Source organism: Streptacidiphilus neutrinimicus (assembly GCF_000787815.1).
Taxonomy (GTDB): Bacteria; Actinomycetota; Actinomycetes; order Streptomycetales; family Streptomycetaceae; genus Streptacidiphilus; species Streptacidiphilus neutrinimicus.
In genome coordinates, this window is the sequence record NZ_BBPO01000011.1 from 110,887 (window position 1) to 136,201 (window position 25,315).

The 25,315-nt window shown below is 71.6% G+C and carries 24 protein-coding genes; 17 read left to right on the plus strand and 7 right to left on the minus strand.

What is annotated here, in order from left to right:
- The first annotated feature begins 285 nt into the window (after nucleotides 1–285).
- The 4 genes from TR48_RS10370 to TR48_RS10385 are packed head-to-tail and all read left to right on the plus strand — an operon-like array spanning nucleotide 286 to nucleotide 1,738.
- Nucleotides 286–606, plus strand: a complete 321-nt coding sequence (locus tag TR48_RS10370) for a hypothetical protein (RefSeq protein ID WP_042365701.1) — start codon at nucleotides 286–288, stop codon at nucleotides 604–606.
- Nucleotides 587–904: a J domain-containing protein gene (locus tag TR48_RS10375; protein ID WP_084729152.1), complete on the plus strand. Its 318-nt coding sequence runs from the start codon at nucleotides 587–589 to the stop codon at nucleotides 902–904. The genes TR48_RS10370 and TR48_RS10375 overlap by 20 nt, the downstream gene beginning before the upstream one ends.
- 52 nt (nucleotides 905–956) lie before the next feature.
- The gene (locus TR48_RS10380) at nucleotides 957–1,379 is read left to right on the plus strand and encodes a hypothetical protein (RefSeq protein ID WP_042365704.1); all 423 of its coding nucleotides are present in this window, start codon (nucleotides 957–959) and stop codon (nucleotides 1,377–1,379) included.
- Nucleotides 1,376–1,738, plus strand: coding sequence for a hypothetical protein (locus TR48_RS10385; RefSeq protein ID WP_042365705.1), 363 nt, complete (start codon nucleotides 1,376–1,378; stop codon nucleotides 1,736–1,738). Before TR48_RS10380 ends, TR48_RS10385 begins: the two co-directional genes overlap by 4 nt.
- A 101-nt stretch (nucleotides 1,739–1,839) precedes the next feature.
- Here the strand turns inward: TR48_RS10385 and TR48_RS10390 are convergent, their stop codons facing one another.
- On the minus strand, nucleotides 1,840–2,769 hold the full coding sequence (locus tag TR48_RS10390; protein WP_042365706.1) for an alpha/beta hydrolase fold domain-containing protein: 930 nt from the start codon (nucleotides 2,767–2,769) through the stop codon (nucleotides 1,840–1,842).
- A gap of 62 nt (nucleotides 2,770–2,831) precedes the next feature.
- Between TR48_RS10390 and TR48_RS10395 the strand changes: the two genes are divergently transcribed.
- The 3 genes from TR48_RS10395 to TR48_RS10405 all read left to right on the plus strand — a co-directional run bounded on the left by TR48_RS10395 (nucleotide 2,832) and on the right by TR48_RS10405 (nucleotide 8,179).
- Nucleotides 2,832–3,734 carry a LysR family transcriptional regulator gene (locus tag TR48_RS10395; protein ID WP_152627892.1) on the plus strand — a complete coding sequence of 301 codons (903 nt, stop codon included), beginning with the start codon at nucleotides 2,832–2,834 and terminating at the stop codon, nucleotides 3,732–3,734.
- A 272-nt stretch (nucleotides 3,735–4,006) separates the two neighbouring features.
- Complete coding sequence (locus TR48_RS10400; protein WP_084729154.1) at nucleotides 4,007–6,769, plus strand: SpoIIE family protein phosphatase; 2,763 nt, start codon at nucleotides 4,007–4,009, stop codon at nucleotides 6,767–6,769.
- A gap of 225 nt (nucleotides 6,770–6,994) precedes the next feature.
- Nucleotides 6,995–8,179 carry a thiolase family protein gene (locus TR48_RS10405; protein WP_042365708.1) on the plus strand — a complete coding sequence of 395 codons (1,185 nt, stop codon included), beginning with the start codon at nucleotides 6,995–6,997 and terminating at the stop codon, nucleotides 8,177–8,179.
- Between the two features lie 96 nt (nucleotides 8,180–8,275).
- On the opposite strand, the gene TR48_RS10410 is transcribed toward TR48_RS10405, so the two are convergent.
- Nucleotides 8,276–9,217, minus strand: coding sequence for an AraC family transcriptional regulator (locus TR48_RS10410; protein ID WP_042365709.1), 942 nt, complete (start codon nucleotides 9,215–9,217; stop codon nucleotides 8,276–8,278).
- Between the two features lie 104 nt (nucleotides 9,218–9,321).
- On the opposite strand from TR48_RS10410, the gene TR48_RS10415 reads away from it, so the two are divergent.
- The gene (locus TR48_RS10415) at nucleotides 9,322–10,350 is read left to right on the plus strand and encodes an aldo/keto reductase (protein ID WP_042365710.1); all 1,029 of its coding nucleotides are present in this window, start codon (nucleotides 9,322–9,324) and stop codon (nucleotides 10,348–10,350) included.
- A 156-nt stretch (nucleotides 10,351–10,506) separates the two neighbouring features.
- On the opposite strand, the gene TR48_RS10420 is transcribed toward TR48_RS10415, so the two are convergent.
- On the minus strand, nucleotides 10,507–11,763 hold the full coding sequence (locus TR48_RS10420) for an alpha/beta hydrolase (protein WP_042365711.1): 1,257 nt from the start codon (nucleotides 11,761–11,763) through the stop codon (nucleotides 10,507–10,509).
- 130 nt (nucleotides 11,764–11,893) lie between these two features.
- Here TR48_RS10420 and TR48_RS10425 point away from each other — a divergent pair, with 130 nt between their 5' ends.
- The 3 genes from TR48_RS10425 to TR48_RS10435 all read left to right on the plus strand — a co-directional run bounded on the left by TR48_RS10425 (nucleotide 11,894) and on the right by TR48_RS10435 (nucleotide 13,214).
- Entirely contained in the window at nucleotides 11,894–12,352 is a 459-nt protein-coding gene (locus tag TR48_RS10425) for a MarR family winged helix-turn-helix transcriptional regulator (RefSeq protein WP_042365712.1), read from the plus strand.
- A gap of 236 nt (nucleotides 12,353–12,588) precedes the next feature.
- Nucleotides 12,589–12,849 (plus strand): hypothetical protein, encoded by a 261-nt coding sequence (locus tag TR48_RS10430; protein ID WP_152627893.1) that lies wholly within the window; start codon nucleotides 12,589–12,591, stop codon nucleotides 12,847–12,849.
- A 137-nt stretch (nucleotides 12,850–12,986) separates the two neighbouring features.
- A complete protein-coding gene (locus TR48_RS10435; protein WP_152627894.1) occupies nucleotides 12,987–13,214 on the plus strand; it encodes a hypothetical protein in 228 nt (75 codons plus the stop codon).
- Nucleotides 13,215–13,430: 216 nt separating this feature from the next.
- Here TR48_RS10435 and TR48_RS10440 read toward each other — a convergent pair whose 3' ends face one another.
- The 3 genes from TR48_RS10440 to TR48_RS10450 form a co-directional block, all read right to left on the minus strand.
- Nucleotides 13,431–13,652 (minus strand): hypothetical protein, encoded by a 222-nt coding sequence (locus tag TR48_RS10440; protein ID WP_042365717.1) that lies wholly within the window; start codon nucleotides 13,650–13,652, stop codon nucleotides 13,431–13,433.
- Nucleotides 13,653–14,098: 446 nt separating this feature from the next.
- Nucleotides 14,099–14,302, minus strand: coding sequence for a cold-shock protein (locus tag TR48_RS10445; protein WP_042365718.1), 204 nt, complete (start codon nucleotides 14,300–14,302; stop codon nucleotides 14,099–14,101).
- 252 nt (nucleotides 14,303–14,554) lie between these two features.
- A complete protein-coding gene (locus TR48_RS10450) occupies nucleotides 14,555–15,940 on the minus strand; it encodes an NsdA family TPR-like regulatory protein (RefSeq protein WP_152627895.1) in 1,386 nt (461 codons plus the stop codon).
- A 277-nt stretch (nucleotides 15,941–16,217) separates the two neighbouring features.
- On the opposite strand from TR48_RS10450, the gene TR48_RS10455 reads away from it, so the two are divergent.
- The 5 genes from TR48_RS10455 to TR48_RS10475 all read left to right on the plus strand — a co-directional run bounded on the left by TR48_RS10455 (nucleotide 16,218) and on the right by TR48_RS10475 (nucleotide 22,947).
- The gene (locus TR48_RS10455; protein WP_052442551.1) at nucleotides 16,218–17,180 is read left to right on the plus strand and encodes a hypothetical protein; all 963 of its coding nucleotides are present in this window, start codon (nucleotides 16,218–16,220) and stop codon (nucleotides 17,178–17,180) included.
- Nucleotides 17,181–17,229: 49 nt separating this feature from the next.
- A complete protein-coding gene (locus TR48_RS10460) occupies nucleotides 17,230–18,759 on the plus strand; it encodes an amino acid permease (RefSeq protein ID WP_042365720.1) in 1,530 nt (509 codons plus the stop codon).
- A gap of 174 nt (nucleotides 18,760–18,933) precedes the next feature.
- Nucleotides 18,934–19,305 carry a VOC family protein gene (locus TR48_RS10465; RefSeq protein WP_201777107.1) on the plus strand — a complete coding sequence of 124 codons (372 nt, stop codon included), beginning with the start codon at nucleotides 18,934–18,936 and terminating at the stop codon, nucleotides 19,303–19,305.
- Nucleotides 19,306–19,416: 111 nt separating this feature from the next.
- On the plus strand, nucleotides 19,417–22,296 hold the full coding sequence (locus TR48_RS10470; RefSeq protein ID WP_236652090.1) for a helix-turn-helix transcriptional regulator: 2,880 nt from the start codon (nucleotides 19,417–19,419) through the stop codon (nucleotides 22,294–22,296).
- A gap of 156 nt (nucleotides 22,297–22,452) precedes the next feature.
- Nucleotides 22,453–22,947, plus strand: coding sequence for an ATP-binding protein (locus TR48_RS10475; RefSeq protein ID WP_042365721.1), 495 nt, complete (start codon nucleotides 22,453–22,455; stop codon nucleotides 22,945–22,947).
- A gap of 36 nt (nucleotides 22,948–22,983) precedes the next feature.
- Here the strand turns inward: TR48_RS10475 and TR48_RS10480 are convergent, their stop codons facing one another.
- A complete protein-coding gene (locus TR48_RS10480; protein WP_236652091.1) occupies nucleotides 22,984–24,126 on the minus strand; it encodes a ferritin-like domain-containing protein in 1,143 nt (380 codons plus the stop codon).
- A gap of 287 nt (nucleotides 24,127–24,413) precedes the next feature.
- On the opposite strand from TR48_RS10480, the gene TR48_RS10485 reads away from it, so the two are divergent.
- A partial coding sequence (locus TR48_RS10485) for a polysaccharide deacetylase family protein (protein WP_042365722.1) occupies nucleotides 24,414–25,315 on the plus strand: 902 nt, incomplete at its 3' end.

Sequence of the window (25,315 nt, forward strand, 5' to 3'; positions counted from 1 at the left end):
GCCCCGACCCCGAAGAACTCCAGACCCCTTTTCGCCGTCGGGTCTGGTGCCCCGGAAGGAAACCGTGCCGCGCGGGCGGAACAATCCCCCGGCCGCCCGCGCGCCACGCCACACCAACCAACCACCGATCGCGCCTGCGCGAAGCGGCGCAGGCCACCAGTCTCCAGGCCCGACCTTGGCCCTCGGGTCTGGAACGCGGGAAAGGAAAGGGCGCCGCGCGGAACCACAGGCCTATCCCTGGGGGCCTGCCGCGCGGCGCCCCAGTCAAGCCGCGGAGGTTGCGAGATGACCGCGCAAGCCACCAAGAGCTTGGACGAGGCGTTCTGGGACCTGGTCCTGTCCGACCCGGACCTCCTGGACCTCGCCTTCCACTCCCTCGCCGACCCGGCCGATCCCGTCGGCCCCGGCGAGATGCCGCCCGCCGACGACGGTCCGGGCGACGCCGACGGCCGCGACCATCCACGACCCGGCTCTGTGGACCTCGCGGCCCCGCCGGCACTCTTTGGCCACGGCCCGCGCACGACCTGGGGACGGGTGCGCTCCCCGCCGACCACGACATGCCCCGAAAGGTGGGAGGTGATCCGAGGTGAGACTCCAGCCGGATGACCCCTACGCGGTGCTGGGCCTGCCCCCGGGGGCGAGCCGAGCGCAGGCGGTGCGCGCCTACCGGGCCCTGGCCCGGCAGCTGCACCCCGACACCAACCCCGACCCGGCCGCCGCCGAACAACTGGCCCGCGTCATCAACGCGCACCAACGCCTTGCCACGACGCCGCCCCGCACGCCACAGCGCCCCGCACCGTCCCCGATGACGCCGGCGGTCCCGCCGAGCGCGGCGAGTCCTCACCGCCCGCGCGGGGCGACGCTGGTCGCCGGCCCCGTCCGTATCCGTCCCCTGCCCCGCTGACCCCCAGGCGGGGCAGGCCATCCGCGTTTCGTCCATCTCGGGAGGTGGCGGGATGATCACCGAACTCGCCGTCGAACGCGTGGAGTTCACCTGCGGCCACTGCTGGCGCCAGTGGACCGTCGACTACGACGTCCAGCACTACAGCGACAGCGACGGGCGCGACTGGGAGTACTTCTCCCTCGACGGGCACCCGGCCCAGTCCCCCTACGCACCGCGCGGGGCGCAGCCCTGCCCCGGGTGCGGCCGCCACTGGGTCGGCCGGATCCTCGCCCGCCGCCCCGTCCCCGCCCCGCCCGGCCTGGCCGACCGGCCACGCGAACCCGTCACCGACCCGGCCGGGCACCGCGCCGAACGCCGCCATGCCCCCATGCTCGGCGCGCACGACCACGCACAACCCGTCCAGCCCGGCCCACCCGGGCCCGGAAGCTGGACCGAGGGCTCCGAGCCCGAGAGCACCACCGGGGAGCGCAGATGACCACCCCGCACGAACTGGCCTGCGGGGCGGCCGACCAGGTCCGCCGCCTCACCGAGCACACCGCACGACCGGACGCCTACCCCTACCCCACCGACGTGCACCACACCCTGGGCGCACTCGCCGGGCTGCTCGAACAGCTTCCGCTCACGCTTCACCAGGCCGTCCTCGCGCTCAACGCCATCCCCGACGACCGACTCGCGGTCCTCGCCGACCCACCCACCCCCACAGCCGTGCGCGCCCGCGTCGCCACCGAACTCGGACAGGCCATCGACGCCGCCCAGCAGGCCGCCACCCACCTACGAAGCGCACAGCACGCCGCCGCGGAACTCGTCTACACCGGCCCCATCCCCGGCCTGTGATGCACCTGGCCCGGCACCGGGAGGGGACCGGCACGTCGGCACCGTGGAGCACGTCGCGATCGCCATGGCCGTCGAAGCGGACCGCGCATCGTCCGTCGCGCTCATCGCGCGGCCTTGGACGCGAAGGAGCCCGTCAGAAAGTCGGCCGCACGCCGCAGCGCGGTCTCGCCCTCGTCCAGCACCCCGGCGAACGCCTGGAACAGGTGCGGGACGCCGGGGGTGACGTCCAGGGTGACCGCGACATCGTCGCGAGCCGCGCGCGCGGCGAGCCGCACCGCGTCGTCGAGCAACACCTCGTGCGACCCGGCCTGGATCAACAGCGGCGGCAGGCCCCGCAGTTCGGCGAAGACCGGACTGATCAGCGGATGCGCGGCATCGGCGGTGCCCACGTAGTCCCTGGCCCGGACGGCGACGGCCTCGGCGGTGAACGAGGGATCGACGTTTGCTTTGCCGGTCATGCTCGGCCCGGACAGCGTCAGGTCCGCGTAGGGCGAGAACAGGACGCCGGCGGCGGGCATCGGCAGGCCCTGATCCCGGGCCGCGACCAGCAGCGCCGCCGCAAGCCCGGCGCCGGCTGACTCGCCGACCACGGCGCCCTTCGCCCAGTCCCCCGCGACCCGGCCGAAGCCGCCGCCGGCCTCGTCGAGCAGCGCGCCGTAGACCGCCAGGGCGTCGTCCAGCGCGGCCGGATGGGGATGCTCGGGAGCGAGCCGGTAGTCGACGGAGATGACCCGCATGCCCGTGCGCCGGGCGAGGTTCGCGGCGAGTGCGGCCGAGGTGCGGGCCGAGCCGAGGACGTAGAACCCGCCGTGGAACCAGAGCAGGGTGTCGTCGGCGGCGACGCCGTCGATGCTGATCTCCAGCACCGGGACGCCCCCGAGTTCTCGCGGGGCGAGGACCACGTCGTCGGGCAGGGGACGGGAGGTCAGCATGCGGGTGAAGACCTCGCGCTGCTTCAGATGGTCTCCGCCGATCTCCAGCGGGCCGGTACGGAACAGGGTGTCGAGCGCTTCGCGCTGTTCGCTACTCATGACTCAAGCCTCGTGCGACCTGCTGATATACGGCAATGCCATATCTCGCATACGCTGTATGCGTGCCACGCATAGAGTCGGTCGACCTGAACCTCCTGGCCCCGCTGCACGCCCTGCTGGAGGAGCGCCACGTCTCCCGGGCGGCGGACCGACTGCACATGAGCCAGCCCGCCATGAGCCGCGCCCTGCAACGCCTGCGCGCCGCCCTCGGCGACGAGCTGCTTGTCCGTAGCCCTGGCGGATACCGCCTCACGCCACGCGCCGAGCGCGTTCAGGCCGAGCTGCGGCAGGCACTTCCCCGCCTCGAACACGTCTTCTCGGCGGAGGCGTTCGACCCGGCGACCGCGGCGCGCAGCTTCCGCCTCGCCGGGACCGACTACACCGTCTCCGTCCTCAGTGGAGTACTGCTCAGGCGGCTTTTCGAGCAGTCGCCCGGCTCGACCGTGCTGTTCTCCCGCTGGCACCACTCGGTGTTCGCCGACGCCGAGCACGGCCTGGTCGACCTGCTGATCCACGGCGGCGCGCCGCCGCCTCCGCTGCGCTCCCGGCCGCTGTTCGACGAGGGGTACTCCTGCCTGATCTCCCGTCACCACCCGCTCGCCCAAAGCTCCGCACTGTCGCTGGAGGAGTACGTGGGCTGCGCGCACGTCGTCGTGGACGTCACCGACGGGCGCCAGGGGCACGTGGACCGACGTCTCGAATCCCTCGGTCGGCCCCGTAGGGCGAGCGTGACCGTCCCGTACCACGCGGCGGCCGCCGCCGCGGTCCACGGGACCTCACTGGTGGCGACCCTGCCGACCCGCTTCGCCCTCGCGCAAGCAGTCCCGGGAGTCACCACCGTCGTCGCCGCGCCGGACGAGATCGGCCCGATGACCTACGCCATGTCCTGGCACCCCCGCCTGGACGACGACGCCGCACACCGCTGGCTCCGCGACGCCATCGTCTCCACGCTGCGTTCGGCGTGAAACGGTCCGGATCGCGGCGTTCGACGTCCCGATCACGAGGCGCTGGACGGCCGCCATGGCCTGTGCGCTCGCCCCGAGAACCCTTCAGCAGCACGCTCGCGCGAGCCGTGCGCCAGGGGTGCGGGGCCGCGGACTACTTGCGCCTCGCTGTCACCACCGGAACGTCCCCGGCCACGAGCGCGCGAGCTCTGAATGCGGACGGCGGTATCCGAAGAGTGAGACGCCGAATGACGCCTACCGGAAATATCAGAACAGAGTGCTACACATGGGGCATGGTCGAACATGCCGACCGATCGCGGATCGCATCGAGAAAGCCACTGATCGCGAGGAATCGACGCAGCGTGGCCACTCAGGTCTTCGCTCTCGGGCTCGTGGTCGTGGTCCTTCTCGTGCTCGGGGCGATCCTGGCGCAGGTCATGGCGTCGCGGCGGAACGTCGACGCCGAGGCGAGGAGCAGGTCGATCGCCGTCGCGGAGACCTTCGCGCATTCCCCCGGGCTGCTCGCCGCGCTCAAGTCGCCCAACCCGTCAGCGATTCTCCAGCCGATCACCGAGGCCACCCGCAAGGTGGCCGGCGTCGACTTCATCGTCGTCATGAACGACCAGGGAATCCGCTACACCCACCCGATGCCGAACGAGATCGGCAAGCGGTTCGTCGGCACCATCGGCCCCTCCCTCCACGGGCAGGTCTACACCGAGAGCGTGCACGGACCGCTGGGCCACGAGGTCCAGGCGACCGTGCCGGTGACGGCCCCAGACGGATCGATTCCTGCCCTGGTGTCGGCCGGGCTCAAGGTCAAGAACGTCACCGCCGCCGACAATCGGCAGCTGCCGCTGATCCTCGGCACCGGCGCCGCCGCCATCGTGGTCGCCACCATCGGCACCGCGCTGATCGCCCGCCGGGTGAAGCGCCAGACCCGAGGCATGGACCCGGGCGAGCTGGCCCGGATGTACGAGCACCACAACGCCGTCCTGCACGCGGTGCGCGAGGGCGTGGTCATCGTCGGACAGGACGGTCAGCTGCTGCTGGCCAACGACGAGGCGCGCGAACTGCTCGGCCTGCCCGCCCACGCCGAGGGCCGGCACCTGGCCGACATCGAGGGCCTCACCCCCGAGACCGCCGACCTGCTGCTGTCGGGCCGCGTGGTCACCGACGAACTGCTCCACGTCGGCAGCCGGCTCATCGCGGTCAACCAGCGGCCCACCGATCCGCACAGCCACGCCATGGGCACCGTCGCGACCATCCGCGACTCCACGGAGCTGCTCGCCCTCTCCGGCAAGGCCGAGGTGGCAGGTCGGCGCCTCGCCCTGCTGTACGAGGCCGGTGTCGGCATCGGGACCACGCTCGACGTCGAGCGCACCGCCCAGGAACTGGCGAGGGTCGCGGTGCCGGGCTTCGCGGACTTCGTCACCGTCGACCTCGCCGACCCGGTGCTGCAGGGCGACGAGCCCACCGGCGGCGCCGTCAACCTGCGCCGCACCGCCGTCCACGGGATCCGCGACGACCACCCGTTCTACCCGAAAGGCCGGCTGACCGCCTTCATCCCGTCCACCCCGATGGCCCTCGGCTTCGACAGCGGCCGCTCGCAGGTCGTCCCCGATCTGGAGGTCGCGCACGGCTGGCAGGCCCAGGACCCGGAGCGGACCGGGCACATCATGGACTACGGCGTCCACACGCTGATCACGACCCCGCTGAAGGCCCGCGGCATCATCCTGGGCGTCGTCAACTTCTGGCGGTCGCAGAAGCCCGAGCCGTTCGACGACGACGACCGCTCTCTGGCCGAGGAACTGGTCGCGCGCGCGGCCGTCAGCATCGACAACGCCCGCCGCTACACCCGCGAGCACGCCATGGCCGTGACCCTTCAGCGCAGCCTGCTGCCACGCGCCCTGCCCGACCACAGCGGGCTGGAGGTCGCCCACCGCTACCTGCCCGCGCAGTCCGGTGTGAGCGGCGACTGGTTCGACGTGATCCCGTTGCCCGGCTGCCGGGTCGCCCTGGTGGTGGGCGACGTGGTCGGCCACGGACTGCACGCCGCCGCCACCATGGGTCGGCTGCGCACCGCCGTGCACAACTTCTCCGCCCTGGACGTGCCGCCCAACGAGGTGCTCGGTCACCTCGACGAGCTGGTCAACCGGATCGACCAGGAGGAGACCGACAGCGGCGCCGGCATCGGGGTCACCGGGGCCACCTGCCTGTACGCGGTCTACGACCCGACTTCCCGGCTCTGCACCATCGCGACCGCCGGCCACCCGCCGCCCGCGCTGGTCGAGCCCGACGGCACGGTCGCCTTCCCGGACCTGCCGACCGGCCCGCCGCTCGGCGCGGGCGGGATGCCGTACGAGACGACAGAGGTGCGGCTGGCCGAGGGCACCCAGATCGTGCTGTACACCGACGGCCTGATCGAGGAGCGCACCCGGGACTTCGACATCGGCATGGGCCTGCTCCGCTCGGCGCTGTCGCACCGCGACCGTGAGCCGGAGGAGAACTGCCGGGCGGTGCTGGACGCGCTGCTGCCGGAGCACCCCCCGGACGACGTGGCACTGCTGATCGCCAGGACCAGGGTGCTCGGCCCGGAGCGTGTCGCCGAGCGCGACGTGCCGTCCGACCCGGCCGCCGTCGCCGACATTCGGGCATGGAGCACGGCGACGCTGGACAGATGGGGCCTGGGCGAGCTCTCCTTCGCCACCGAGCTCGCCCTGAGCGAGCTGGTCACCAACGCCATCCGCTACGGCTCGGAGCCGGTACGGGTCCGGCTGCTGCGCGACCGCAGCCTGATCCTGGAGGTCACCGACGGCAGCAACACCTCGCCGCACCTGACGTACGCGGCGAGCACCGACGAGGGCGGCCGCGGCCTGTTCCTGGTAGCCCAGCTCACCGAGCGCTGGGGCACCCGCTACACGCCGCACGGCAAGATCATCTGGGCCGAACAGGCATTCCCGGCCTCCGTCCGCACGGTGACCCCGCAACGCCGCGAGACCCCGCACCACCCCACAGCCCCCGCGGACCCGCCCGCAGCGGCTCCCACGCGCGGATGAGGATGCCATCGAGACGTTCGTTAAGCCCGCGTGTGGGTCCCCGGCTACGGCGACGTCACCACGCGCACGTACGACGGACGATCCCCGGGCCGACCCTGCGCGTACGAGTCGGCGACACCGGGCACCAAGCCCGCGCAGGGTGGGTTGGATTTTCCTACGCACTCGCCCTAGAGTGGATCCAGATTTCCTACTCACTAGTAGGGCCCGAGGTCAGGGGAGGCCGCCATGAGGGACGCAGTGATCGTCGAAGCCGTGCGCACGCCGATCGGCAAGGGCAAGCCGGGCGGCGCCCTGGCGTCCGTGCACCCGGTCGAGTTGCTCGCACACACCCTGCGCACCCTGGTGCAGCGCAGCGGCATCGACCCGGCGCTGGTCGACGACGTCATCGGCGGCACCGTCGACCAGGTCGGCGAGCAGGCGATGAACACCACCCGCTACGCCTGGCTGTCGGCCGGCTTCCCCGACTCCGTCCCCGCGACGACGGTCGACCGGCAGTGCGGTTCCTCCCAGCAGGCCGTCCACTTCGCCGCGCAGGGCGTCATCGCCGGCGCCTACGACATCGTCGTCGCCTGCGGCGTGGAGTCCATGAGCCGCGTCCCGATGTGGTCCAACGTGCCCGCCGGCGCCGACCCCTTCGGCCCCGGCGTCGCCGCCCGCTATCCGGAGGGCCTGGTCCCCCAGGGCATCAGCGCCGAACTGATCGCCGCACACTGGAAGCTCGACCGCGAGGCGATGGACGTCTTCTCCGCCGACTCGCACGCGAAGGCGGCCCGCGCCTGGGACTCCGGTCTCTTCGACGCCGAGACCGCACCGCTGACCACCCCGGACGGCAGGCTCGTCGCCCGCGACGAGAGCATGCGCCCGAGCACCACCCCCGAGATCCTGGCCGGTCTGCGTCCCGCCTTCGCCGACGAGGGCTTCGCGGCTCGCTTCCCGCAGATCGACTGGTCCGTCACGGCCGGCAACAGCAGCCCGGTCAACGACGGCGCGGCCGCGCTGCTGATCATGAGCAGCGAGACCGCGGCGAGGCTGGGCCTGCGTCCGCTCGCCCGCCTGCACAGCTTCGCGGTCACCGGCTCCGACCCGATCATGATGCTGACCGGGGTCATCCCGGCCGCGCAGAAGGTGCTGCAGCGAGCGGGCCTGGGCATCGACGACATCGACCTCTTCGAGGTCAACGAGGCCTTCGCCAGCGTCCCGCTCGCCTGGCTCGCCGAGACCGGCGCGGACCCGGCCCGCCTCAACGTCCACGGCGGCGCGATCGCCCTCGGCCACCCGCTCGGCGCGAGCGGGGCCCGCCTGATGACGACCCTCGTCCACGCCATGCGGGAACGCGGCGCCCGCTACGCCTTGCAGACGATGTGCGAGGCGGGCGGCCTCGCCAACGCGACGCTGCTGGAACGCGTCTGACGGTTCTGGCAGGCGGGCCGCCGCCAACCGCCCCGGTTCCTGCTCAAAGGCGGTCCCCGCGTCGGCGAGTGCTCATCACTGACCCGGACCCGCGCCTCATGGCGTCCCGGTCCGAACGCGGCCGGTGGCGTCCTGTCGGACGCGGGCCCGGTAGCGCAGCGGGGACTCGCCGACGACCCGTTTGAACGCCGTGCTGAAGGCGCTCTCCGAGCCGTAGCCCAGCTCCTCGGCGAGCGCCGCTAAGCGGGCGTCGCCTTCCCGCAGCGCGCGCTGGGCGAGCAGCATGCGCCACCGTCCCAGGTAGGTCAAAGGTGGCACGCCGGCCGCCTCCCGGAACCGCTCGGCGAAGGTCGTCCGGGACATCGCCGAGGCCCGCGCCAACTCCTCCAGCTTCCAGGCGCGCCCCGGGCGGCCGTGCAGCAGGTCGAGGGCGGGACGGAGGCGCTCGTCGACGAGCAGCCGCAGCCAGCCTGACGGCAGCGCGGACTGCTCGACATAGCACCGCAAGAGTTCCAGCAGGAAGAGCTGGCCGTACTGCCGGATCGCGAAGGCCGAGCCGAGCCGCTGCGCGGTCGCCTCGTCGAAGAGACGCAGCAGGGCGGCGCGCAGGCGGTCGTCGTCACCGGCCGACCTGATGTGGGCCACTGGTGGCAGCGACTCGAGGAGGAGCGTTCTTCCGGCCTCGTTCAGACGGACGCAGCCGCCGATGACGATGTCGTCGGCGGCGCGGTCGGAGCGCGCGAAGCGGTCGATGGAGAAGTCGGATTCCGGCTGCACCTCCTGACGAGGCTCCGCACCGGCCTCGAACGCGACCCAGGAGCGCCCGCTGAGGATCGCCACGTCACCCGCCACGAGGTCGACCGGCTCGTCGATCCCGTCGGTGGTCAGGCGGGCCCGGCCGCTGACGAGCGCGAAGAACTTGACCGGGTCGGCGAGCGGTCCGCGGCCCCGCCAGCCGCCGCGGGCGGCGATGCCGCCGGTGAGGACGCCGCGGACCTCGACCAGATCGAGTGCTTCGGAGAGTCGGTCCGGGGTCATACCCGTACTCTCGCTCAAAAAATCGGGACTCACAAGTATTCATCGTCCGACCACTCCCCTTCAGGCTGGCGCCAGCACCCCAGCGACGGACCTCAGGAGAGACCATGCGCTACCGCGCCCTCGGCAAGACCGGGATCAGGGTGAGCCCCTACGCTCTCGGCGCCATGATGTTCGGCGCCCTCGGCAACACCGACCACGACGACTGCGTCCGCATCATCCACCGAGCCCTGGATGCCGGCATCAACCTCGTCGACACGGCCGACATGTACGCCCACGGCGAGTCGGAGGAGATCGTCGGCCGTGCGCTCAAGGGCCGCCGGGACGAGGTCGTGCTCGCGACCAAGGCCCGGAACCCGATGAGCGACGAGCCGAACCACCAAGGCGCGTCCCGGCGCTGGCTGGTGCGCGCACTGGAGGACTCGCTGCGTCGGCTCGACACCGACTATGTCGACGTCTACCAGATCCACCGCCCGGACCCCGACACGGACATCGAGGAGACGCTCGGGGCCCTGACCGACCTGCAGCGAGCCGGCAAGATCCGCACCTTCGGCACCTCGGCCATGCCGGCCTCCGAGCTGGTCCGCGCCCACTGGGTGGCCGAGCGGCGCGGCCTCGCCCGGCCGCGAACCGAGCAACCGGTGTACTCGATCCTCAACCGCGGCATCGAGCGCGAGGTGCTGCCGGTGGCGCAGGAGTTCGGCATGGGCACCCTGGTCTGGTCGCCGCTCGGCGGCGGGCTGCTCACCGGGCGCTACCGCAAGGGCCAGGAGGCCGCGACGCACCGCTCGCAGTACGGCTTCCAGCACCTCAAGGACGACCGGCGGCTCGACGTCGTCGAACAGCTCATCCCGCTCGCCGAGGAGGCGGGCCTGCCGCTGACCCATCTGGCCATGGGCTTCGTGCTCGCCCACCCGGGCGTCACATCCGCGCTACTCGGCCCGCGGACCATGGCCCACCTGGAGGATCTGCTCGCGGGTGCCGAGGTCACCCTCTCGGACGACGTCCTGGACCGGATCGACGCCATCGTGCCGCCCGGCACGGACTCGGGCACGCTCGACATGGCCTACCAGCCGCCGGCCGTCCGCCGGCCGGAACTGAGGCGTCGACCGCCGGTCGACCGCGCAGCGGCGTGACGACAACGCGACGGCACAACGCGGCACGGACGGCGCCAGCCCCGCGAGCCCCAGCCACCAGCCATATGACGGACGTTTGAAACGGCGCTACGCCCGGGGTGACGCCGCAAGCGGCGCCACCCCGGGCGTGCGGGGGGTTGGTGGTCGGTCGGCGTGTCAGGCGCGGCGGGCTTCGGTGATCGCGGCGGGGGTGGTGCCGAGCCACCAGGTCGGGTGGGCGGTGCCGTCGGTGGTGCGGCCGTCGGCGTGGACGTAGTGGCGCACGTCGCGGCCGGGCTCGGCGAACTCGCCGTTCAGGGCGCGCTCGACCCACTCGGCGCCGAACCGGAAGACCTCGGCGGCGGTGCCGCCCAGCGGGTGGAACTCGTTCTCGTAGACGCGCATCTCCTTGGGCGCGCGGACCCGCTCGTAGTTGGCCAGGGCCTGCTCCAGGACGGTGAGTTCGTCGAACTCGCCGATGCCGTACAGCACCGGGCAGGTGATGTCCCGGACGAGGTCACCGAGCGGCATCTCGGCGACGAGTTCGGCGTCGAAGGCGGCCTCGTCGGCGTAGCCGGCCATGAACATGTAGTTGTTCTTGAAGGTCGGCTGCGCGCGCTCGAAGATGGTGTGGAAGTCACCGGTGACGGCCTCGAAGGCGGCCAGTGCCGCGAGGCGGGGGTCGGTGGCGGCGGCGCGGGAGCCCCAGTAGCCGCTCATCGAGATGCCGAACATGCCGATCCGGGCCGGGTCGACCTGCGGCAGCGAGGCCAGGTGGTCGATGTAACGGCCGATGGCGCGCTCGTAGTTGGTCAGGTCGACGGTCAGCCCGGCTGCGCGGCTCTCGCCCTGGCCGGGGCCTTCGATGGACAGGGCCACGATGCCGCGCGAGGTGTAGTAGCGCTCGGCCGCGTAGATGTAGTCCTCCTTGATCATGTCCATCCCGGGGCCGAGGATCACCGCGGGGGCGCCCTGGACCTCGCCGGCGGGCAGGTGGAGGAGGGCGAAGATCTGCTTGCCCTCGAAGTCGAGGACGACCCGGCGCACCCGGTTGTCGCGCAGCGCGCCGAGGCGCTCGACGCAGTGGTTGGCGTGCTCCCGGAAGGCGAGCTTGCGCGGGTCGGCGGCGTCGAAGAGGGAGTACTGGGCGCGGCCCCACATCACGGCGGCGCGGACATACAGGTCGGCGGCGGTCTGCTGGTAGCCGTTCCTCTCGTGGTGGGCGGCGCGCTCCTCGGCCTGGCCGGCGATGGTGGCCCACGCCTTGGGCAGCATCACTCCGCTCTGCACCAGGTCGAAGACCTTGTCGAAGTCGGTGTGGTCGTGGCCGAGCTGCTCCAGGGTGCCCTTCGCCTGCGGGTGCAGGGCGTCGAAGCCGCCCTGGGCGAGGGCGATGTCCAGGGCCCAGTTCTGGCCGGTGGAACGAACAGTCATGACAGGTGTCCTCTCGGGAAGGGGTACCGGTGGCCGCTGCGCCGTTCGCAGTACCTAAGTACTTAGTCATTAAGTACTTAGGATAGAATGTTTGTCAACCAGCGCCGCCCCACCCCCCAGGAGACGCCCGATGCCGGAGCAGCAGCCCACTCCCGCTCGCGACCAGGCCCTCGACGGGCTCGCCCGTGCCGCCTACAGCCTCAGCGCCGCCGATTCCCGCCTCCGCGGACGCGCCACCCGCACGCCCGGCGCGCTCTCCCTCACCCACGCCCGCGCGCTGCGCGCGCTCGCCGAGACCGGCCCGCTCCCGATCGGCCAACTCGCCGCCGCCACCGAGACCACCGGCGCCGCCACCACCCAGCTGGTCAACGGCCTCGCCACCGCCGGCTACGTCACCCGCGAACGCCCCGAAGGCGACAAACGGTCCGTGCTCGTCGCCCTCACCGACGCAGGCCGGCAGCGCCACCAGGAACGCCAGACCGCCCTCGCACAGGCGCTCGACACCGCCCTCGCCCGCCACGACATCCGGGCCCTGGAAGCCGCGACCGACGTGCTGCGCCACCTCTGCGCCATCTACGACCAGCTCTGAGCCGGCGCCGGTTGTCCCGCAGACACCGAGGATCCGAAGGGTCCGCCTCTCTCCGGTGGGTCCAGGGCTTCCAGGCCCGCGCACAGGAAGCCCCGGGACCAGGTCGACCGTCCGAGAGGCAGCGCCGTCGGTGACCGCGAAGGACGACGTAGATCGGGCGCGCACGGGAGGCGGTCACACCGCGTGCACCGCATCCTGGCTGTGCGGTTGCGCCGACCACGACCAAAGGAGATGGCATGACATTCGCAGTGGACCGTGCTGTGTTGCTGGACGAGTTCCTCGACCTGAGCGCTCGCCTGGAGGGCTTGAGGCAGCTTGTCCCCGGCACCGTGGTGGACAGCCCTGAGCGGATCCACCGGTGGCAGAACCTGTACGGCGAGGAGGTGTCCAAGGTCCTCGCGAACCGGACCGTGCTGGCCAAGGCGCCCGCCCTCGTGTTCACGCGCGACCTGAAGCAGTGGATCAAGGAGGCCCGTCAGGCGCTCACGGTCGTCTGACCCCGCCCGGGACACCGGTTGGTGAGGTCACGCTCCGTCGAAGGCGCAGCGAGGGCCTGCCGGCGGTGATGCCGCCATTCGTGTGGGCGCACCTGCGGCACTGGGTCTTGAGGAAGAGCGCGGGGAAGCCTGAAGTCATGAGCCAGCGAACCCACATCAAGACGACGGTCCCGAACGGGCGCGTCGAGGACGCAAGGGCGATCTTGCACAGTCTGACGGGAAGGGAACCGGGCTGGACGCATCGCATCGACGCACAGACAACCTCCGTCGGGACCGAAGTGCCAGGGGATCAGGCCGCGGACGTCGAGGAGATCCTCGCCGGGATCGACACGGACATTGAGTTCGTGGTGCAACTGACCCAGTAGAACGAGCGTGGCCACGGAGCGCAGGTCGCACGGTGGCTTCGTCAGATGCGCCTGCGGCGGCCTCCCCAAGCCGCCGCAGGCAGGGCGCGGCGGTTCGTCGAGTACGCCGCGCTCGGGTGCGCGAGGCCCCGCTCGGCTTCCTCAGACCGGGCGGGGCCTCGTCACCGACATGCTCGGCCGCTGTACCGGGGCGCGCCCGGTGCAGCGTCGACGCCGTCAGAGCTTTGTCATCGCGCTGAAGGGCGTGGAGATGCGCCGGTGGGCCGCACCGAAGTCGACGATGACCGAGGTATCGTCCTCCACCGCGACCACGCGGCCGAGGCCGTACTTGTCGTGCGACACCCGGTCACCGACAGCGAACTGTTCGGGGGCCGGTGCGGTGGCGCGGGTGAAGGGGCTGGTAGGCAGATTGCGTCGGGGTCCTTCAGATCTTGTCATTACCGCAAGTATGAGCCCTCGGAGCCGCTGCGATGTCCCGTGGGTCCGGACCGTCCGGAGCCACGCCCGCTCGCGACGCGTCCTCTGCGGCAGGACGAGTGCGCCGCCCGTGCCCGAGGCGCCGCCGCGGGCGGCGACTTCGGCCGCGACCGGAAATGCGCGGACCGGCGGTGGCGCGCATTGAAGGAACGCGCCGGGACAGCGGTGACGGCGTCCGAAGAACGACGTCGCCTTCTCGCCGCAGGCGGGCATTCCACACACGACCAGAAAACCCGAATGATCGGGATGATACGACCGGCGCGAATCTCGTCCCGGGCCGGGGGATATTCGGGCCAGGGGGCCGGAGGCGCGGCGGCCGAATCGAGGGGCTCACACCGCGGAAAAGCCGACGCGGCCGGGGCCCGCACCCATGGGTGCGGGCCCCGGCCGCGTCGAACGCGTCAGCGTCAGGCCGGGATGATGTTCTCCGCCTGCGGACCCTTCGGACCCTGCGTGACGTCGAAGGTCACCTTCTGGCCCTCGAGGAGCTCACGGAAGCCCTGGGTGGCGATGTTCGAGTAGTGGGCGAAGACGTCGGGACCGCCGCCCTCCTGCTCGATGAAGCCGAAGCCCTTTTCCGAGTTGAACCACTTGACCGTGCCGGATGCCATCTTGAATCTCCTTCAGGGGCAATACCCGGGACCCGCACCGTGCGGACCCCGCGTCGCCGCGATGATTGCCCCGACCGGAAGCACCGGAAATACAGAAGTACACCCACTCGGGCCTGGAGCGGACCGAAGGGGACTCGAAGTTTTGGGAACCACAACTGCAACAGATATCGACAGTAGCACGCAGGCTGATGTGCGGCCTCAAGACATGAAGTCGCGGTGGCAACCGAGGAAGGGCACGACCGGCCGTGTGTCCTACAGGCGCTGGGACGCGCGGATGCGCCGGCCGAGGGAGGCCGCCTGCCCGGTCCCCCGGTGCTCGTCGAGATAGTGGACCAGTTGGGCGAGCTGGACGTTCACCGCAGCGGATTGCATGCCCTGCGCCTGGTCCAGGGCGGCCTCGACCGCCCGGCAGGCTTCGCCGATCTCACCCGACCGGAAGTGGGCTGTGGCCAGCAGGCAGAGGGCGAGAACCTGGTCGGTCAGCCGGTCCGGGCTGCGGGACCCTCTGGCCGTCTCGAACTCGCTTCGGGCTCGCTGTAGTTCGCCGAGCTCGAGGAGGCATCGCAGCGTGATGTCGGCAAGCTCGGCTTCCCCGAAGTAGTCGAGCCAGTCGTCGTTGTCGAAGTCGGCCTCGATCAACCCCTTGGCCGATCGCTCCAGGCTCAGCGCGGTGGCCCGGGCGTCCTGGCGGGCAGCATGGAATCGGGCCTCGGCCGCGTGCAGCGCAGCCCTGGCCCGCCGACCGTGGCCGGCGGTGCCGAGCAGGGCCGCGCGCACCAGGTCGAAGGTACCCGCGTGGTCGCCTGCCAGCGGCGCGTGTTCGGCCAGGGCGGCCAGGACGTGCGCACCCAGCACACGGTCCTCCCCCTGGTGGGCCATGGACAGGGCCAGCAGCAGGTAGCGACGGGCCAGTCCGTGGAGACCTGCGTCGTGGGTGTAGCGGCCGACGGACAGGTGGGCGAGGGCGGCGGAGCGGAAGACGCTGCGCCCGACGGTGCCCGGATACCGGCCGGTCAGCAGCGGCGTCAGGCTGCTCTGCAGGAACTGGACCGCGGGCAGCCGGGCCGCGATGCCGCCGGTGCGACGGGCGATCAGGTCGAAGGCCTGGAAGGTGGTGCCGAAGCGGGCGAGATCGACGGGTGTCACCTCGGCGCCGGGGCCGTGGCCGACCGGCGCGGTTGCGGTGTCGGCGACCAGCCAGTGCAGGGCCGGTCCGCTGAGCGCGGCTGCCGGGATCCCGTAGCGGGTCGAGCTGTGCTGGTCCAGGTCGCTGGCCCACAGGGCACGGGCCGCGGCGACGAGTTCGACCGGATCGTCCAGGAACTCGGCCGTCCACGGGGAGGGTGTCGAGCCGGCGGGCCGGGCCATGCCGATGTCAGCGGTGGTGACGATCCGGCCGAGCCTCAACGCGAGCGTTTCGGCAATGAGTTCGGGCGGCACGGCACGGCTCATCCGGCCGTCGCGCCACCGCTGCACGCTGGTGTGCGTGCACTTGGCGTCCCGGCCGTGTCGAGCCGCCGTGTCCCGCACCGCGCGCGCGAACTGCTTGTTGGACATGGCGGCCTGCTCGATGAGGGAGATGAGCTGCGAGTTCGGCCGCAGTGTGGGCGCCGGTGCGGCGTACATGCCACTGCTCATGCAGGGCACTTTAGGGGCCCGCACGGGGCGTTCCATGTCGGTTGCGTTAATTCGTGCGCTCTGAGCCCTGTTGTGACGAGTGGACCCCCAGTGAGCCCTATTGCCGACAAGTGAAGATCTGATTTTCTACTTCCCTGCGCCCCCTTCACAGGAACCCCGCGCGGCGTGGCGCGATCACCCGGAGTAGTCCGTCCGCGCCTCTGCGCATGGCCCCCATTCGACGAACCGACAGGAGCACTCGTGACCCAGTCCCGATCTCCGTTGACAGGCTCCTGCCATGGCTAGGCGTCACGGCCGCGACTCCGAGTCGCTCGAGACGCATCCCGCACGGGACGACCTGGCCCTGCGCACGGCGTGCGAGGACGCCGCCATGGGCCGCTGGGACGCACCGCGCGACGTCATCGCGGCCAGCGGGCGCGACTGGGACCGCAGGGTCTTCCGGCTGCAGATCCTGGCTCGCCACGGGGTGCGGCTGCGCTGGGCCGAAACCTGGGTCGCTGCCGAACCCGGCAACCCGGACGCCGTGGTGATGCTCGCGCACGTCCAGGCGCTGCGCGCCATCCTGGCAGGTGAGAGCCAGGACCGTGAACTCCTGGACTCGGCCTGGCAGACCTGCCTGCGGGCCGCCGACGCACTGCCGCCGGACCCCTCACCGTGGCTGGTACTGATGGCGCTGACCCGTACGTTGGCGCCGGACGCCAAACTGATGCAGCAGTTATGGGCCGAAGCGCGTCGGCGCGACCCCTACAGCCGCGAAGGCCACCACGAGCTCCTGGCATACCTGATGCCCCGTCATCAAGGCTCCAGTGCCATGATGTTCGACTGGGCGCACGAGCGGGCCCAACTGGCCCCCCGGGGTACGCCGATCGCGGTGCTGCTCCTCGTCGCACAGGCCGAGCACTACCGTCACCGCACGCAGCAGGATCCGCAGAACCTGCGGCTGGTCATCCACTCGTGGACGGACCGCCCCGACGTCGACCTTGTGCTGGACCACTGGTGGAGCTTCCGGTCACCACGGCGCCACGCCAACTTCATCGACGATGCGCACTATCTGGCGCACGCCCTCTCCTTCGCCGGCCGGTACGCCGAAGCGGTGGAGGTCTTCGAGGAGATCGGCCCCTACATGAGCCAACTCCCCTGGGCCCTGTGCGGTGACGCCGAGCAGCTGTTCCGCAGTCACCGGGAGCAGGCGCTGAAGCCGGCCCGCGCCAACGCCGGCCGTTGGCGTCGATCGATCTGAACAACCCGACCGACCCCCTCCCCCCGATCCCCCGAGAGGAAGAGACACCGTGCCCCTGGAGCCCGAGTACCTGTCCGACGAGGAGCGCCTCGCGCAGCTGGGTTACACCCAGGTGCTGGCCCGGCGCATGTCAGGCTTCTCGAACTTCGCCGTCTCCTTCACCATCATCTCCATACTTTCCGGCTGCCTGACCCTCTACGGCTTCGGCCTCACCACCGGTGGTCCGGCCATGCTGACCTGGGGCTGGGTGCTGGTCGGCGCCATGACCCTGTTCGTGGGCCTGGCCATGGCCGAGGTCTGCTCCTCGTACCCGACCTCGGCGGGACTGTACTTCTGGGCCAAGGAGATGGCACCGCCGAGTTCGGCGGCTGCATGGGCCTGGTTCACCGGATGGTTCAACGTGCTGGGCCAGGTCGCGGTGACCGCCGGCGTCGACTTCGGCGCCGCCACCTTCCTGAACGCCTACCTCGATCTCCAGTGGGGCTTCAGCACGACCGCCCCGCACACGATGCTGCTCTTCGCGGGCATCCTGCTGCTGCACGGTGCGCTGAACACCTTCGGCGTGCGGTTGGTGGCGCTCCTCAACAGCGTCAGCGTCTGGTGGCACGTCGGCGGCGTGCTGGTCATCGTCGGGGCGCTGATCGTCGTTCCCTCCCACCACCAGTCGGCCGGATTCGTCTTCGGGCACTTCGTCAACGGCACCGGCTTCCACTCCGGGCTCTACGTCGGCCTGCTGAGCCTGCTCGTCGCCCAGTACACCTTCACCGGCTACGACGCCTCGGCCCACATGACCGAGGAGACCAACGACGCCGCGGTGGCGGGCCCGCGCGGAATCGTCCGCTCGATCTGGCTGTCCTGGATCGCCGGATTCGTGCTCATCGTCGGCATCACCTTCGCCATCCAGAACTGGGACGGCACTCTCAACACCGCCACCGGGGTTCCGCCGGCCCAGATCTTCATCGACTCGCTCGGGATGACCGGGGGCAAACTGCTGCTGCTGGTGGTGATCGGCGCCCAGCTGTTCTGCGGCATGGCCTCGGTCACCGCCAACTCCCGCATGATCTACGCCTTCTCGCGAGACGGAGCGCTGCCCTTCAGCCGGGTCTGGCACCAGATCAACCCCGACACGCGCACACCGACCAAGGCCGTCTGGCTGGCCGTGGGAGCCGCGCTGTCGCTCGGCCTGCCGGACCTGATCAACGCCACCGCGTACGCCGCGGTGACCTCGATCGCCACCATCGGCCTGTACATCGCTTACGTGATCCCGACCTTTCTGCGGCTCCGTCAAGGGGACCGATTCCAGCGCGGCCCGTGGCACCTGGGCCGTCTCAGCCGCCCGATCGGCATCGTCGCGGTGGCCTGGGTGCTGCTGATCACCGTGTTGTTCATGCTGCCCCAGGTCAACCCAATCACCGCCCAGAACTTCAACTACGCCCCGGTCGCCGTGGCAGTCGTGCTCGGCTTCGCCACGCTCTGGTGGTTCGTCTCGGCCCGCACCTGGTTCCTCAACCGGAACCACCCGCACAACAGCAAGCTGGCCGCGCCCGACCAGACCGCCGCGACGTCGCTGTCCCGGTAAGACGTCGCTGTCTCGGTAACGTGCATCTGCCGGGTCTTGGTCACGCCTGGGTCCGGGTCTTCTGCTTGAGGGCGCTCGTACGGTGCCCGGCCGTCCAGGGCACCGTACGGCCCGGGAACACGGGCTCGGCCCGCCTGCGGCGTGCCACGGGGGCACCGTGTGAGACTTGCCGACGTGGAAACGAACCCGGCCCTCCCCGACGGCTTCCATGCCGTGACGCCGCGCATGTTCGTCGACGACGTGGAGGCCGCCGTCGCGTTCCTGCGTGCGGTGTTCGACGCCACGGGCGAGGTCCAGCCGAACCGTCCCGCGCAGGTCAGGATCGGAGACTCGCTGGTCATGGTGTCGGGTGCGGACCAGCGCGAGGCCTTCCCCGCCTTCCTGTACGTCTACGTCGACGATGTCGACACCCGATACCGCCAGGCGCTCGCGACCGGCGCGGAGAGCCTGGAGGAGCCCGTCGACACCCCGTACGGCGATCGCCGCGCGATGGTCCGCGACCCGTTCGGCAACGTGTTCCAGATCGCCACGCAACACCGCTCCTGACCCTCTTGGGCTCCCCGGGCCCGGTCGCGCCTCCGCGGCCGGGCCGTTCGTGTCGGCGATTGCCCCGGCTCACACGTGGGATTAGCGTGGCGTGAGAAGGGCGGTGATCGGGTGACGGGGGTCCTGGAGCAGGCCACCGCCGCAGCCGCGGGCGGGGGCTTCACGTTCGTCGGCCGGAAGCGGGAACTCGACCTCCTGCTCGCGGCGATCCGGCATCCGCCGTCCGTGGTGATGGTCCAGGGCGAGGCGGGTGTCGGGAAGTCCCGTCTGGTGCACGAGGCTCTCGCCCGGCTCGACGGCGAGGGGCTGCGGGTGCTCAGCGGCTCCTGCCATCCCCTGCGGGAACCGTTCCCTTACGGCCCGGTCGTGGGCGCGCTGCGCAAGGTCGAGGCCTGGCTGCCCGACGTCGGAGACGTCCCACCGACCGTCGGCGCGCTCGCTCCGCTGCTTCCGGACCTTGCGGCCCGGCTTCCGCAGCCGCCTCCGCTCCCGGACGACCCGCCCGGCCGCCGACACCAGGTCGTGCAGGCGGTGCGCTCACTGCTGACGCTCATCGGGCCCGCGGTGCTGATCCTGGAGGACATGCACTGGGCCGACGACGCGACCCGCGACCTGCTCCTGCAACTGGCTCGGGACCTCCCTGAGCAACTGGGCCTGCTGCTGACCTATCGCGCGGAGGACCTGCCTCCCGGCACCGCGGTTCTGGGCGCCGCCTACCGCCAGCCGCCCGGCACCAGCGGGACGACGATCCGGCTGGGCCCGCTGACCCGAAGTGACATCGACAGGCTCGCGGTCGCCGCTCTCGGCGCGTTCACCCCGCAGGATCTCGGCGCCACCTTGTACGAGCGCAGCGAGGGCCTGCCCCTGGTCGCCGAGGAGGACCTGCTGACCCTCTGCGAGTCCGGCCGCCACCTCGACCACGGCGACCTGGCCGCCGAGCTGCGCGGGGCGGAGGTGCCACGCGGCCTCAGCGAGGCCGTCACCGAGCGCCTGGACACCCTCTCCTCCTCGGGTGCCGCCATCGTCGACGCCGCGGCGGTCCTGGCCGTCGCAGCCGACGAAGAGCTCCTGGCCGCCGTGGCAGCGCTGGACCGCGAGCAGAGCCACGAGGGGCTCACCGACGCGTTGCGGGCCTCCGTCCTGCACGAGACGGACTCCGGCGCCTACGTGTTCCGCCACACGCTCGCCCAGCAGGTCGCCTACACGCACATCTCCGGGCCGCGACGCGCACGCCTGCACCGGCGGGCCGTCGAGGTCCTCTCGGCCAGGACCCCGGCGCCGCTGGTGCAGATCGCCCACCACACCCGCGCCGCGGGCGACCGCGAAGCCTGGCTGCGGTGCGCGGAGGAGGCGGCCGACCAGGCGACCGCCATGGGCGACACCGGCACCGCCTCCACCCTGCTCCGGCAGATCCTGCAGAGCCCGGGGCTCCCGGCGGAGCCGCGCTCACGTGCGGCCCTGGCGCTGGCGAGGGCTGCCGCCTTCGGCGTGGACTTCGAATCCAGCGCGGCCGTCCTCCGCCGCATCCTGGCCGATCCGCAGCTGACCGGACCCACGCTCGGAGAGATCCGGCTCGGCCTCGGGCTGCTCATCGTCAACCACGACGGCGACGCGACGGGCTTCGCGGAACTCGAGCGGGCCGCCGACGAACTGTCCGCCCTCCCGGAGCGGGCCGCACGCGCGATGGCCGCGCTGGCCATCAGGGAAAGGGGCGCCGGCGCCGAGCGGGCCGAGGAGTGGCTGGAGCGCGCCGAGCAGATCGTCAAGGACAGCCCGAACGAGGCGGTCCGCGCCGCTGTCCGGGCCACCCGGCTGAGCCTGATGGCCCGCGAGGGCGACCCCGCGGTCTGGCCCCTGCTGGACGCGCTGCCTCGGCGGTCCGAGGACCTGGAGGTGCTACGCCAGACCGTCCGCGCCCTGCACAACGTGGCCGAGAGCACCATCGATCTCGGGTACGACGCACACGCGACCGCCCTCCTGCAGGAGAGCCGTGCGCTCGCCGGGCAGGTGGGCAATCCGGGCATCGAGCGCTGCTGCATGGTCGACCTGCTGTGGCTGGACGGCGCCGCGGGACGCTGGAGCGGCCTGGAGGAGCAGTTCGCCGCGCTCACCGCCGCGTACCCGGAGTTCCCGCCGAAGGCCGAGAGCGCGATGTGCCTCGCCCGAATCGCCCTGGCCGAGGGCCGCAGCGGCCTGGCCAAGGAGCTGGCGGACTCCGCAGCCGAGCACGCCCTGCGGCACTTCGAGGTCAACATCTCGCTGCGCGCCGCGGCGGTGCAGGCCGAGGTCCTGCTCAGGCAAGGGGACGCGGAGGGCGCACGCGTCGTCGTGGAACCGGCCGTCGCCGTCCTGCGCGAGGCCGGGGCGTGGGCGCGGCCGAACTCGCTGATCACCCACGCGGTCCTCACCCTGCTCGCCTGCGGCGACCGGGGCTCGGCCGAGCGCCTGGTCGACGAGTTCGAGGCGAACCTGGCGGGCCGGGACTCGCCCGCGGCACAGGCCGAGCTCCACTACGCCCGCGGCGCGCTGCTCCAGGAGTCCGCTCCGCTCCCGGCGGCCGAGCGTTTCCAGGCCTGTCGGCAGCTCCTTGCCGAGATGGGTCGCCCGTACGAGGCCGCTTTGGCCACCGAGGCCTACGGCTGCGCCGTGGCCCGAACCGACCCGCGGGCGGCCGAAGCCCCGCTGCGCGAGGCCCTGGACGTCTACACCCGGCTGGGCGCCGGCGCCGCCGTGGCGCGTGGTGAGCGCAGGATGACGGAGCTCGGTCTGGAGCAGCCGACGCGCGGCGGCGGACGCGGCTACGGCAACGAGCTGTCACCGCGCGAGCAGCAGGTCGCCGAACTCCTCGCACGCGGCGCCACCAACCACGACATCGCCCAGACCCTGTTCCTGTCGCCGCGCACGGTGGAGAAGCACGTCGCCAGTGTCCTGAAGAAGCTGGGAACGACCAGGAGGAACATCGCCACGGTCTTCCAGCCCGACGCGAGGTGACTCCGGTCCGCCTGGCCTCTGCGCCCCACCCACCGGACTCGGCGGGTTTGGGTATACGCCCATCACCCACTCCCCATAGCCGCAGCACCTGGACGGGCTGCACGGTCGAAGTGCGAGCCCGCGCGCACCTCCCGCGGGACCACCGAGGAGCTGAGCATGGCCCCCGTCCACTGTCCCGACACCGCCGACGCCTTCTGTCCCGACACCGCCGTCACCGTTGCCGACCGCTACCCGGCGCCCCGCCCGACCACCACCGCGGCGCTGTGCACCAGCGCGGCGGTCGACGCGGCCGTCCCGGTCCTGCGGCACTTCGCCCGCAACGCCGCCCGGCGCTGGGCGATGCCCGCGGACACCGTGGACACGCTGTCGCTCGTGGTCACCGAACTCGTCACCAACGTCGTCCTGCACAGTGACAGCCCCCACCTCACCGTGTTGATCACCCATCACGGCGACGAAGTCCGCATCGAGGTGAAGGACGCCGGGACCTGGCGGACCCGCACCTCGCCGCGCCGGGTCCCCGAGGACGACGACGCGACGTGCGGGCGGGGGCTGGACCTCGTCGCCTACTGCTGCACCTGGTGGCTCGCCCTCACCGGGCCGATCGGCACCCGGGTCATCGCGAGCCTCCCCGTCACGCCGCCCACGACCTGAACGCCCAGGGCTCCCGAGAGCATCCGGCGTGGGTCTTCAGGACGGGGGACGGAACTGGGGCCCGTAGGTGCCGGATCCGTCCGGCAACGGCAGGTCCATCAGCTCCACGGCCGTGGACTCCAGCGCGCGCATGGCGCGCACCGCGGTGTTCAGGCTGCTCGGTCCGCCGTCGGCCCAGGCGCTCTCCAGGGCGCCGAGAACGGTGGCGTAGGTGCTGTCGAAGCGGTCCAGTAGCTGTCCCACCTGCGGCGACGGATCGGGCCAGCCGCCCGCCGGCACCTCGGCCATCGGACGGGCGTCGGGGAAGGGAACCGCTTCGCCGGTGAACTCCCACATATCGCCGTTCCGCACCAGGCGCCGCCCGTGGTAGATCTCGCCGAAGGCGTAGTAGTGCGCCGGATGGTCGTCCCCGAAGGCGTCGTCCGGGGAGGCCGAGGTGCCCTCGCCCTGCTCCCTGACGATCTCGATGGAACGTGCCACCGCGTCGAGGTCCGTCACGGGCTCCAGGTCATCGGCGCCGATCCGCTGAGCGAGCTGCCCGTTCGTCGACAGCGTGGGAGTCACGCTCCGGAAGGCGTCGAGCACTGCGCCGTAGAAGGCGCCGATCGTCAGTCCGCCTTCGCGGGCCAACGGTTCCTCGGGAGCCTCGATCGCCATCATGACGTCCCGCACCAGGGGCCGCGTCAGACCCGAGAGGCGGACCGTGACCCCCGGACGAACCCCACCGGGCAAGGCGGTGGGGAAATTCGGCGCCGCGTCCTTGATCCGCGGCTGACCGCCGACGGCAACCATCAGGTTGCAGACCACCCCCAGGTGGTACATCTCGTCGTACACGATGCGCTTGATCAGCTGCGCGGCCTCGCTGCCGCGGTCCTTCACGGACCACCAGCCGCACAGATAGGGCGGCAGGGTGGACAGCTCCAGCTCCACGGCGATCTGGAGCGCATCCTGGATCCAGCCCAGGTCGCGGTCGCGCTCGGCGACGCCCAGCAGGCGCGCCACCGCCCCTCCCCCGCCGTCTGGACCGGACGGGCGTCCCGCCGGGAGCGTGTCGGCGTGCGCCGCGCCCGCCACCGTCACCGAGGCGGCGGCCCCGGCGGCCGCCGTGAGCAGCACCCGGCGACCGAAGCCGCTCCGCTCTTCGTCGTCGCGACGACTGCCGCTGTCTGTCACGGACACCTGCGCACCACCTCTCCCGGCGCCGGGCCCTCCGGCGTGCCGGCCCACGCCCACGAGCCTCTTCACGATCCGCTCGTGACGCTGACAACCACGTTCCCGTCCGCCCCCGCGGCGAGCCTCCGCCACGCATTCCGCCACCCGGTCGGGGCAGCGGCCCGACCCGGACGACCCCGGCTCCTGAGGTCTCGTCATACGGTCGGACCATCCCGCCTGAGATTCAGGTGAGACTCCCTCACAATGGAACCTGCGGAGGTCCACCCATCGGCCCCGGGGTCAGGAGAAGTGCCATGGACCAGATGACGCGGCGTGGCCTCCTCGCGGAGGGTGCCGTAGGAGCAGCCGTGGCCGGCGCCGCCCTCCTCGGGCTCGCGGGATGCGCGGGCGGGAACGCGAAGGGGTCGCTCGGCGCCGGCGGAACATGGCGGCGACCGAACGGCGCCGCTGGAACGTCGCGACGGCCGGTCGGCAGAGGTGACCAGGCCGTGGTCCGTCCCGTCGAGCTGATCGGGGACGGCTCGATGGCCGACACCGGGCCCCAGCCGAACCAGCCGGTTCCCGGGCGTCTGGAGCCGGGCCAGCGTCCGCCGCAGTTCGTGGTCTTCTCCTGGGACGGGGCCGGCGAGGACAGCAAGCAGCTGTTCTCGCACTTCCGCGCCGTCGCCCAGGAGGTCAAGGCGACGATGTCGTTCTTCCTGTCCGGCATCTACGTGCTGCCCGAGGGCAAGAAGGACCTCTACCTGCCTCCGGGCCACAAGCCCGGCGCCTCCGACATCGGCTACCTCGCCGACGACCACGTGAAGACGACGTTGGAGCAGGTGCGTCTGGCGTGGCTGGAGGGCCACGAGATCGGCACCCACTTCAACGGCCACTTCTGCAGCCCCGGCACCGGTGTCGGCACCTGGTCGCCCGCGCAGTGGCGCAGCGAACTGGAGCAGGCCATCGGCTTCGTCGAGAAGTGGAAGACGAACACCGCCCTCCTCGACATGGACCCGCTGCCGTTCGACTACCGCAAGGAGCTGATCGGCGGCCGCACCCCGTGCCTGCTCGGCCAGAACCAGCTGCTGCCCACGGCCGCGGCGATGGGCTGGAAGTACGACGCGAGCTCGCCCGGCGGGCTGCAGATGTGGCCGGGCAAGAAGCTCGGGCTGTGGGACTTCCCGCTGCAGTCCATCCCCTTCCCCGGCCACAG